8 protein-coding genes, 9 tRNA genes and 1 rRNA gene are annotated in these 10,061 nt (G+C 41.7%); 15 read left to right on the top strand and 3 right to left on the bottom strand.

Annotated features, from left to right (window positions below; translation table 11 throughout):
- Nucleotides 1-245 precede the first annotated feature (245 nt).
- The 12 genes from rrf (at nucleotide 246) to ACFO4R_RS10155 (ending at nucleotide 4,203) form a co-directional block, all read left to right on the top strand.
- A 5S ribosomal RNA gene (rrf, locus tag ACFO4R_RS10210) occupies nucleotides 246-362 on the top strand.
- A gap of 137 nt (nucleotides 363-499) precedes the next feature.
- Nucleotides 500-576 (top strand) — tRNA-Asp (locus tag ACFO4R_RS10205).
- Nucleotides 577-606: 30 nt separating this feature from the next.
- Nucleotides 607-681: transfer RNA gene (locus tag ACFO4R_RS10200), tRNA-Thr, on the top strand.
- 15 nt (nucleotides 682-696) lie between these two features.
- Nucleotides 697-781 (top strand) — tRNA-Tyr (locus ACFO4R_RS10195).
- 76 nt (nucleotides 782-857) lie between these two features.
- Nucleotides 858-931: transfer RNA gene (locus tag ACFO4R_RS10190), tRNA-Gly, on the top strand.
- Nucleotides 932-942: 11 nt separating this feature from the next.
- Nucleotides 943-1,018 (top strand) — tRNA-Lys (locus tag ACFO4R_RS10185).
- 17 nt (nucleotides 1,019-1,035) lie between these two features.
- Nucleotides 1,036-1,126, top strand: a tRNA-Ser gene (locus ACFO4R_RS10180).
- Nucleotides 1,127-1,132: 6 nt separating this feature from the next.
- Nucleotides 1,133-1,209, top strand: a tRNA-Pro gene (locus ACFO4R_RS10175).
- 12 nt (nucleotides 1,210-1,221) lie between these two features.
- Nucleotides 1,222-1,298 (top strand) — tRNA-Ile (locus ACFO4R_RS10170).
- Between the two features lie 57 nt (nucleotides 1,299-1,355).
- Nucleotides 1,356-1,430: transfer RNA gene (locus ACFO4R_RS10165), tRNA-Trp, on the top strand.
- Between the two features lie 283 nt (nucleotides 1,431-1,713).
- Nucleotides 1,714-3,156 (top strand): hypothetical protein, encoded by a 1,443-nt coding sequence (locus tag ACFO4R_RS10160; RefSeq protein WP_379789005.1) that lies wholly within the window; start codon nucleotides 1,714-1,716, stop codon nucleotides 3,154-3,156.
- Nucleotides 3,157-3,381: 225 nt separating this feature from the next.
- On the top strand, nucleotides 3,382-4,203 hold the full coding sequence (locus tag ACFO4R_RS10155; RefSeq protein ID WP_379789004.1) for an MFS transporter: 822 nt from the start codon (nucleotides 3,382-3,384) through the stop codon (nucleotides 4,201-4,203).
- A gap of 387 nt (nucleotides 4,204-4,590) precedes the next feature.
- On the opposite strand, the gene ACFO4R_RS10150 is transcribed toward ACFO4R_RS10155, so the two are convergent.
- Entirely contained in the window at nucleotides 4,591-4,791 is a 201-nt protein-coding gene (locus tag ACFO4R_RS10150) for a hypothetical protein (RefSeq protein WP_379789003.1), read from the bottom strand.
- A 226-nt stretch (nucleotides 4,792-5,017) separates the two neighbouring features.
- Here ACFO4R_RS10150 and ACFO4R_RS10145 point away from each other — a divergent pair, with 226 nt between their 5' ends.
- Nucleotides 5,018-5,758 (top strand): MerR family transcriptional regulator, encoded by a 741-nt coding sequence (locus ACFO4R_RS10145; RefSeq protein WP_379789002.1) that lies wholly within the window; start codon nucleotides 5,018-5,020, stop codon nucleotides 5,756-5,758.
- Between the two features lie 513 nt (nucleotides 5,759-6,271).
- Here the strand turns inward: ACFO4R_RS10145 and ACFO4R_RS10140 are convergent.
- Nucleotides 6,272-7,201 (bottom strand): transketolase family protein, encoded by a 930-nt coding sequence (locus ACFO4R_RS10140; protein WP_379789001.1) that lies wholly within the window; start codon nucleotides 7,199-7,201, stop codon nucleotides 6,272-6,274.
- A complete protein-coding gene (locus ACFO4R_RS10135; RefSeq protein WP_379789000.1) occupies nucleotides 7,194-8,024 on the bottom strand; it encodes a transketolase in 831 nt (276 codons plus the stop codon). Before ACFO4R_RS10135 ends, ACFO4R_RS10140 begins: the two co-directional genes overlap by 8 nt.
- A 473-nt stretch (nucleotides 8,025-8,497) precedes the next feature.
- On the opposite strand from ACFO4R_RS10135, the gene ACFO4R_RS10130 reads away from it, so the two are divergent.
- Nucleotides 8,498-8,983, top strand: coding sequence for a tetratricopeptide repeat protein (locus ACFO4R_RS10130; RefSeq protein WP_379788999.1), 486 nt, complete (start codon nucleotides 8,498-8,500; stop codon nucleotides 8,981-8,983).
- 22 nt (nucleotides 8,984-9,005) lie between these two features.
- Nucleotides 9,006-9,902, top strand: coding sequence for a DMT family transporter (locus tag ACFO4R_RS10125; protein WP_379788997.1), 897 nt, complete (start codon nucleotides 9,006-9,008; stop codon nucleotides 9,900-9,902).
- Nucleotides 9,903-10,061: the final 159 nt, after the last annotated feature.

Below are 10,061 nucleotides of genomic sequence, written 5' to 3'. Positions count from 1 at the left end.
GCTCACAGTGGAAGTGCAGTAATGTATGGAGCTAAGGAGTACTAATCGATCGAGGACTTGATCCAAAGGAAAGAAGATGTTATGCAGTTTTGATGGTACAATCCATCAGAGTAAGAGTTGTTGCACGTAGATTAGATGAGTTCAAGACGGGCGATGAGGAGCAAGTGAGCGTACTCGGATGTACGTGATCGAAGCGACGAAGAAGCCTAACGAAGAAATTGCTAAAAAGCGTAGCAAAGACGGAATATGGTTACAATAGAGTAAGAGATACACCTGTTCCCATTCCGAACACAGAAGTTAAGCCTTACATCGCTGAGGATACTTGGAGTGCAGACTCCCGGGAAAGTAAGTCGTAGCCAATTAAGAAAAGAGAAAACTTGATGAGTCTCAAGTTTTCCTTTTCTTACTATAAGATTGACAAAAAGAAAGCAAGATGTTTACAACATAGTTTCTTCGTTGACAGGAAGTTTTAAGGCTGTGTGGTAGATACGAGTTTAGTGGCTCGGTAGTTCAGTTGGTTAGAATGCCAGCCTGTCACGCTGGAGGTCGAGGGTTCGAGCCCCTTCCGAGTCGCCATTTTTTATTTATGATTGAACCTGAATGTGTGCTGGCATGGCTCAACGGTAGAGCAGCTGATTTGTAATCAGCAGGTTGTAGGTTCGATTCCTATTGCCAGCTCCAGATTTTATTTACAGCGGAGGAGTTCCCGAGTGGCCAAAGGGGGCAGACTGTAAATCTGTTAGCTACGCTTTCAGTGGTTCGAATCCACTCTCCTCCACCATTTTAACAAAAAAGCTTTTCTTTTTTTGATATGAGTGATATAATAGTGCCGTGTTATTGACTTAAATACTTGACTTGCGGGTGTAGCTCAGTGGTAGAGCCCCGGCCTTCCAAGCCGGTTGCGAGGGTTCGATCCCCTTCACCCGCTCCATTTTCATGTTTGACCTATTAGCTCAGTCGGTAGAGCACCTGACTTTTAATCAGGGTGTCCCGCGTTCGAGTCGCGGATAGGTCACCATCTATATTGGAAGTGTTGGAGAAGTACTCAAGTGGCTGAAGAGGCTCCCCTGCTAAGGGAGTAGGTCTGTTAAAGGACGCGAGGGTTCAAATCCCTCCTTCTCCGCCAGTTTTCCGAGGTGTAGCGCAGTTTGGTAGCGCACATGGTTTGGGACCATGGGGCCGGGGGTTCGAGTCCCTCCACCTCGACCAGCCTCGCAGTGAGGGCTTATAGCTCAGGTGGTTAGAGCGCACGCCTGATAAGCGTGAGGTCGCAAGTTCGAGTCTTGCTAAGCCCACCAGTTTATAAAAAGATACTATAAGATGTAGTATCTTTTTATCCATTCATTTTCATTTTTAGGGGTGTAGTTCAGTGGTAGAACGTCGGTCTCCAAAACCGAATGTCGTGGGTTCAAATCCTGCCGCCCCTGCCACTAAGGGTCTGTACGAAACGTTATTTTAATGGTTCGTGCGGACTTTTTTTATTGCCGTTTTTTCGTATCAACGCCGTTGAGTCCCCTTGGCTTTACAAAACGATCTCACTGTGAGATAATTTTGATAAATAGCAGTATATAATACTATTCTTCGATAGAAGTATGGTTATATCTGTTTTGCAACCACGAAAATTCGTTTTCTCTTCTATAGAGTGCAAATCGTTGATATCCATTATTCAAAGGAATAGTAGTATAAGGCGGGAGCCTTGGATCGGAGGCCGTTATGAAGAAGTACAAAGTTGTAATTTACAGTTTGTTGTTGGTCGTAGCTATGGTTTTTTCCTTTTCCCTTAGGCCGGAGACTGTCAACGGTCTGGGAGGAAAGGCGAGGTACGAAAAGCTCGATGCAAAAAAGGATCTTGTTCATCTGTCAAAGCAGGTGCAGAAGCTCAAGATCAGGGATTATAAGCTCAGTGACGGGCAAATACAGACCGGTGTTGTCATCCGTATTCCGAATCTGACTATAAAATCGGCGGATGCCCGTTATTTCAATTCACAGATGGAGAACTTTGCCCGTTACACCATTCAGAATTACAAAAATAAAATCAAGGATGGCAGTAAGTGGTACAGCAATGTAGATTACAAGGTCTACCGAAAGGGAGATCTTCTGTCACTTGTCATCTTCAGCTATGACAATGAGGGAAAGAAGAAGTACAGCAGGCTTGAAGACTATTCTATCAACGATCTTTCGGTGATAAACATTGACCTCAATACCGGAAGGAAACTGAGTGAGAAGGAGATGCTCCAAAAATTTGAACTACACGACTTTGAAGAGAGGATCATCGCTTACATCCATTCACAGTTTCCCTTGAACGACGTAAAGAACGGGGATAGAATAGCTGTCGCTAAGCATAAGTTCGGTATTTCCAAAAGTATGGAAGTGTTGTGGAGAGGTCTGTACGAAAGGAAACCTACGGGAGATAAGGATACGACTTACTGGGTCCTCTACGGAAAGAGTGACAGACCGAATTTGTTCTATAGCGAGCAGGAGAAGGCTCTTTTGGCAAATGTCAAACTGATCTCTTATGAGGGAAAGAAAAAGAACTTCCAAACACAAGAGGGAGGTTTCTTGTTTAAAAATGCAGATATTTCCAAGATCGAGCCGAAGAAGACGAGCTTAAATCCTACCTATGAGTATTATGCGAAGAAAAATGGGATAGACCCGACTTCCAAGTCCGCTCCTCTGCTGTTGTCCGGCTTTATCGGTTACAGCCAAAGCAAAGATGTTCCCTATCTCTTCCAAGGCATTATGGAGAAGGCGAAGCCCGATCTTCAAAAACTTTCCTTTATGGAGACGCAGCATCCCGGAGAACCGCCGATCAAGGGTGACGAACTGTATATTCTGATACCCAAGTATGAGGAGGTAAGCCTGTCCTACCTTGTGGTGGAACCTGATATGGAAAAAGGTCAAGCTTCTTCTTTCTACAGTATGGATTCGATGGGAGATATGTTGCTTAAGGCAAATTTCAGCGACTTGTTTTCCGATTGTGAAATCACAGTCACTTACAAGGACAGGAAGTTCAAGTATGAGCCGTATCAAAGCCTGAAGGACGGTTCCAATATGGTCGTGGACGGGGTCGCGGATATTACGGATGTGATCGAAAAAGACAGATCGAAACAGGCGGGAGAGGCCTCGAAGTTTCTTTCGGAGTTTATATATCCTTAGAGAGGGAAAAGTTGAAATAACAAATGATAGGGAAGGCGGTATCGTGATCGCTTGCGATTAGTTATAGAATTTCTTCCCGATTTTGTGTAATGTTGAGTTGAGCCGTTTGTGTTTCTCCTTGGTATTGTTTTAAATTGTATATACCTAAACGCGAGCACTTCGGCTCTTCTTATTTTACACCATTATACAGATACTACCTACGCCTGTTGATAGGAGATTAATATAATGATTAAAAATAAAAACTTTTTATCTATAGATAAATGCTATTTATTTGGAAGTGCCTCGTTAAAACTATCTTCGTTATTATATAGTTCTGTAATAACAATTTTCTTTATAGAACATTCTATCAGTTATACACAAATTGGTGTCATTTGGTCTATTCTGTTAGCATCACAAATGATTTGTGATTATCCTACCGGTGGATTAGCTGATGAGATAGGTAGATTAAAGGTATTTATGATTGGAATGGTGATCAGTGGAATTTCCAATATTGTTTATCTAATTGGATATAACTATATATGGATTTTATATATAGGAGCATTGTTAGCAGGACTTGGTGAGGCACAAATAAGCGGAACTTTATTGCCTTGGCTTATCACAGAGTATAAGAAAAATAATAATTACGAAAAAAAATACATTTTAAAATTGATTTCTAAAAACCAGATTGTAACAAGTAGTATTGGAATTGCTTTAGGAATGTTTATTTATTTTATTAAATTAGAAGCGAATATTGTTTTGATGATTTCCGCTATTATTAATATTATAGGAGGTGTACTGGTATTTGGCTTATGGGTTGACAACAAATCACAGTTCTCATATACCTATATGTCATTACACAAAAAAACCGTTGAAACTTTTATAAAAGAAAAAAAATTATGGATCTACACTATATTACTAACCTGTGGATATATTAATTTCAGCATATATCAGTTTATTTGGCAACCAAAAATAAGTTTGTTTAGTGGGGATAAAGGCGTACTTACATTCGTTAATAGTATGGCATTATTAATTGTAATTATGGTAAGCAACTTAGTAAAAAAAAATTAAAATTAATAGAAAATCAACAGTTGTAACATTGTTTACATTTTTGAGCTTGATTATACTTGTTTATGGAAATTCTCTTATTCTAATCTTAGCTGCTATTTTATTCTACAGGGCAGGTAAAGCATATAAGTTGCCAATTATTAATGCATATATACATGAGTATATACCGGATGATATTAGATCCTCTACAACATCTTTGGTAAGTACTATTTCAAGTCTATTGCTAATTATGTTTCAACCCCTAATAGGTGCTGCTCTTGATAAGAGTGATAACTTTATTATCTTATCTATAATTATAGCGAACTTTATTGTTGAAACCTTTTGTTTAGTGACAGTTACAACTAATTATTCTAAAGAGAGTGTTATTAATTGATGTCGGTATTCACAAAACTATTGACGAATAATGGGTCGGATGACATCGGATTTTCTTGTTCTGTTGTGGGGTTGTTCTTTTTCGTTGAAATCCTCCATTTCTATATATTTTTTGATGGTTCGGTAATTTCTTCCGGTGAGTTTCATGATCTCACTGAGCGATTTTTCTTCCCTAAAATACAATTCTCGTATATACTTAATAGTGATAATTGTCAGCACTTCCTCTCTTGACCCCTTCTAAGTTTTTGGATCTCTTAAAAGGGTAACGGATTTTGGTGGTACCGGCAATTATTTTTTTGTATTGTTCATTTCCTTTTTTGTAGTTTTATATTACCATAAACAGACCCTGTCAATTTTAATAGACAATAGTATAAAAATTTTCAAAAATATATTGACTATGACGTAACGTGACAGCTTATACTTATCCTTGTTAGGAGGTGATCTTATGTATCTGATCAAAAAAGTCAGTGAAATAAGCGGTGTATCGGTGCGCACTTTACACCACTACGATGAAATCGGCTTGCTGTCTCCCGAAAAACATGATAATGGGTACAGGTATTATTCCGAAGAGGATATGTCATTTTTGCAGATGATACTATTTTATAAGTATTTGGGATTTTCTTTGAAGCAGATCAAAGGACTGTTAAAACAGGAAGAGGAAGAGGTTTTATCTCATTTAAAAACCCAGCTGGTTTTGATGAAAAAAGAGGAACAAAGACTCCTAACGTTGATCGACACATTGGAAAAGACCATTGAGTCTCAAGAAAGGAAGGTCACTATGTCAACAAGGGAAAAATTTAAAGGGTTCACATACCAAGACAATCAAAAATATAAACAGGCTGCGATCGAGATGTATGGAAAAGAAGTGGTGGAACAGGCTGCTGAAAAACAGAAGGGGAAAGAGCAGGAGATCGCGGACGGGTTTAACGAGATATTCTTTGCTTTTTCTGAGAATAGATCCAAAGGATCAAGTCCGGCATCCAAAGAAAATACAGACTTGGCAGAAAAGCTGCATAAGCATCTCTGCAAATATTCGTTTGATTGTTCTATCGACGTGTTCTCAAGTATCGGTTACGGATATGCTCAAAATGAAGAGTTTAAAAATAACTTGGATAAGTTCGGAGAGGGGACCGCTCAGTATGTGTGTGATGCTATTCAGGAGTATATAAAAGAAAAGTTGAAATAACAAATGATAGGGAAGGCGGTATCGTGATCGCTTGCGATTAGTTATAGAATTTCTTCCCGATTTTGTGTAATGTTGAGTTGAGCCGTTTGTGTTCTTCCTTGGTATTGTTTTAAATTGTATATACCTATAACGCGAGCACTTTGGCTCTTCTTATTTTACACCATTATACAGATACTACCTCTCGCTGACTTGTACTCCGTAAAAGATAAGACGAACTTGCGTGGCTCCAAAGTAAATACAATTATACTTGAGCTGTGGATATAAACAATCTGCGATCCATAGAAGACAACATAGTTTTTAGTCATCGAAAAATAGATATATCCACACTTCTATTGAAAAATAGTATAAGAAGATAGAATAATTTTTTGTGGTCAAAAAATAGATATCTTCATACTTTTATCGTAGTATAAAGCGGTGATACAATAGGGTTTTCTGGCCCGTGCAACATTCCTCTAAAAAAACCTGCCGTACCGAAAGCTATCGGTGTGGCAGGTTTTTTATTCCGAATATTTTTTATTTCAAATGTTCTTTAACGACTTTTACGATATCCTTTGCGGATAGACCGTATTTTTCGATCAGTTGCATCGGAGTTCCGCTTTCTCCGAAGGTATCTTTGATACCGACGCGGATGACCCTGGTCGGGCAGTGTTCGCTGAGGACTTCCGCCACGGCGGAGCCCAGACCTCCGTAGATATTGTGCTCCTCACAGGTAACGAGGAAGGAAGTCTCCTTTGCAGCCTTGATCAGGATATCCTGATCCAAGGGTTTGATGGTATGGATGTTGACGACTCGAGCGGAGATCCCGTCTTCTTCCAAGAGTTTGGCAGCTTCAAGCGCCTGTCCCGTCTCAAAACCGGTCGCTACCAAGGTAAGATCTTTTCCGTCTCTGAGTTGGACGCCTCGTCCCACTTGGAAGTCATAGTCCTCCTGATAGACGTCTTCCACGGCGGGGCGGCCCAATCTGACATAGCAAGGACCGTCTATGTTCGCCACGGCTTCGATGATTTTTTCGGTCTCCCTTGCATCACAGGGACAAAAGACCTTCATATTGGGAACGGCTCTCATAAGAGCGAGGTCCTCTACGGTTTGATGGGAGGCCCCGTCTTCTCCGACGGTCAGTCCGGAGTGGGTGGCGCAGATCTTGACATTCAGGTTGGGGTAACAGATGGAGTTACGGATCTGGTCGAAACATCGTCCGGTCGCAAACATTGCAAAAGAACTTGCAAAGACGGTGTTTCCGCAGGTAGCCAAGCCGGCTGCGACTCCCATCATATTCGCTTCCGCGATTCCCAAGTTAAAGTGTCTGTCGGGAGCGGTCTTTTTCGCTTCCGCTGACTTTGTGGATTTGGAAAGGTCGGCATCGAGGACGATAATGTTTTTGTTTTGTTCCACCAGCCTTGCAATGGCTGTTCCGTAGGCATCTCTGGTAGCTCTTTTACTCATGTTCTCCATCTCCTTCCAATTCTTTTATCGCAAGCTCACATTGCTCGGGGCTCGGAGCGTTTCCGTGCCATCCGCATTGGTTTTCCATATAGGAGACTCCCTTGCCCTTTACTGTCTTTGCAACGATGCAGGTGGGTTTTCCCTTTGTTTCGCGTGCTTTGGCATAGGCCTCCAGTAGTTCGTCGTAGTTGTGTCCGTCCGCTTCGATGACCTCCCAACCGAAGGCGGAGAATTTTTCGCCGATCGGATAGGGACTCATGACCTCCGTCAGCTCACCGTCGATCTGCAGGTTATTGTTATCTACAATGGCAACGAGGTTGTCGAGTTTGAACTGGGCTGCACTCATAGCAGCTTCCCAGATCTGACCTTCCTGGATCTCGCCGTCTCCCAGAAGGGAGTAGACCCTGTAGCTTTGATCATGGACTTTCGCGGACAGAGCCATACCGACAGCGGCGGACAGACCTTGTCCCAAGGAACCTGTCGACATTTCAACCCCTTTGACGTAGTTCATATTGGGATGACCTTGAAGACGGCTGTTGATTTTTCGAAAGGTGGAAAGTTCCGCTTCGTCGATCAGACCTTTTTCGACCAGGGCGGAGTATAATAAAGGAGAAGCATGGCCTTTTGACAGGACAAAACGGTCGCGGTTTGGGTCTTCGTAGTTGTCTTTGCTGAAATTCATCTCTTCAAAGTAAAGAGAGGTCAAGATTTCAACACCTGAGAGAGAACCCCCGGGATGACCGGAGTTTGCCGATGTGACCATCTTGACAATGTTTTTTCGCATTGTTCGGGCATGTTCTTCTAAACGCTTGTAAGATTTCATTCGTGCCTCCTTGAGTTTTAAAAATTACGATTTACCTTATTATATTACCACAAAATCGGATTTTTGCCTTCTATGTTCAATGTATTTTTTACAAGTCAAGTTAGGGTTTGTATGCGTAAGGGATCAACGAAGAGGTTCGATTTTAAGGAAGGTTACGGTGAAACCTGTTTTTTGCTTTTTGTCTGTGATATAATAAATCAGTATTAAAGTGCTCTTTTATATTATTTTCTTTTAAATCGGTATGGTGACGTTTTTTTACAGCCGATGAAGTATTTTCACGCTTATATCATTTTTTATAGGGATGATATTTGAAGCGGATCATTCACTGCTACCCGATCGAATGATGAAGGTCGGCCGTATATGATCTCCGGACAAAGGGGTAAAGATCCGAGATACTGCGGAAAACGGAAGGTTGAATGGTATAAAGGAGGACGTATAATCTTACATAAAACAGATACCGAGGAGGAAGGCCTGTGTTTTCATCAAAAATTATGGTTTCAACACCGATCAAGTTCATCTATGTCATCGTTGCCGTATTTTGTCTTCGAATGATCTATATGATGTTCTTTCGCAAACTATCCAGAGCGGAGGATTATATCTATCGCTCGAATTCGTGGATCCGATTTTTTCAAATGTACGACAAGGCGCTTGAGACCCTTCAAAAAGGGATACAAAGCGAGGACCTCGATGATTTTGAAAAACAGAGGCTCTACTTTGCCTCCGGTATCGTCTATTCACTAAAACGTGACTATGCTCGGGCTGTCGAATGTTTTGAGCGTTTGGATACGTTTTGGCAGAGGGAGAGGATCGATTTTGATCCCAACTACTATGATATGCTGGTCTGTTATGAGAATGACAGCAAGAAGAAAAGAGCGAGGGAGCTGTGTCGCCTTCTTCTGAAACAGGAGAAGTACGATCCGAGATATGTACAGTTAAGGGATTTTGTCGAAGGGAAATAGAGAAAAACGTTGAATAAGAAGTTTGAAAGGAGGAAATTACATCAAAAACAAGCGAGGTTTGTGGGGATATAAGTTTATTCTGTTGTTGGTAGCTTTTGCCTGGGGGAGCAGCTACAGTGCATCTAAGGAGGCTCTTGACATTTTGCCTCCGTTCTCTCTTCTCTTTATGAGGTTTTTTCCGCCCACGGCGGTTTTGGCCCTTCTCTTTGCGAAGAGACTTGCGGGAATACAAAGAGTTGATATGCGAAGAGGAGCTTTGATCGGTCTGTTTATGTTCGGAGGCTTTGCGTTTCTCTTGACGGGTCTGGTCTATCTTCCCGCTTCCAAGCAGAGTTTTATCGTCAGTTCCTATGTTCTTCTGGTGCCTTTTTTGTCGATGGCTGTCAACAGAACCTCGATCTCCAAGGCGGAACGGATCGCAGTCGTATTTATCTTTTTAGGACTTTTTATTATGAGCTTCGATGTACGGACAGGATTTCAGATCGGTGACCTGCTGTCGGTACTTTCGGCATTCTGCTATGCCGCGCATGTCGTCAGTATTGAGAGGTTTTCGCACGATTCGGATCCGATTGTGCTTTCTTTAGTGCAGTTTAGTGTCGTAAGTATTCTTTCGCTCGCTGTTTCCCTAGTGTTTGAGAGGAAAGGACTATGTTTTGCAAACATGATCGAGGTCCATCGTCCCCTTTTATATCTGAGTCTTGTCAGTACCCTCTTTGCCTTTGTTGCACAAAATATCGTACAAAAAAAGGTCTCTTCTACAGAAACGGCACTGATATTGACCACCGAGCTTCTCTTTGCCCCATTGGTTGCGGTTATCTACCTAGGGGAAGCCTTGAGTCTTCGTGTGATGCTGGGAGGAACTCTGATTCTCCTGTCCGTTCTTGTCTCTCAGGTTCAAAAGGCTATGCATTTGCAATAGGAAGAACGTCCGGGCATCTGTTTCCGTAATCCACCTATGTTGTAAAAATGTTGAGATGGTTTATACGCAAACTTCTTTACACCGAAAGGTTATACAAAGCGGTATTCGTGGAACCCATATGTATTTTGGAAAGCACACCGTTTCTTTGAAGGGATTTTC

The organism is Filifactor villosus (assembly GCF_042652965.1).
Lineage (GTDB): Bacteria > Bacillota > Clostridia > Peptostreptococcales > Filifactoraceae > Filifactor > Filifactor villosus.
The sequence above is the reverse complement of the archived record's forward strand: the minus strand, read 5'-3'. Positions and strand labels throughout refer to the sequence as shown.

What these genes read in the sequence shown, in the direction of transcription:
- ACFO4R_RS10160 (WP_379789005.1), top strand. Translation starts at nt 1,714, where the DNA reads ATGAAGAAGTACAAAGTTGTAATTTACAGTTTGTTGTTGGTCGTAGCT.
- ACFO4R_RS10155 (WP_379789004.1), top strand. Translation starts at nt 3,382, where the DNA reads ATGATTAAAAATAAAAACTTTTTATCTATAGATAAATGCTATTTATTT.
- ACFO4R_RS10145 (WP_379789002.1), top strand. Translation starts at nt 5,018, where the DNA reads ATGTATCTGATCAAAAAAGTCAGTGAAATAAGCGGTGTATCGGTGCGC.
- ACFO4R_RS10140 (WP_379789001.1), bottom strand. Translation starts at nt 7,201, where the DNA reads ATGAGTAAAAGAGCTACCAGAGATGCCTACGGAACAGCCATTGCAAGG.
- ACFO4R_RS10135 (WP_379789000.1), bottom strand. Translation starts at nt 8,024, where the DNA reads ATGAAATCTTACAAGCGTTTAGAAGAACATGCCCGAACAATGCGAAAA.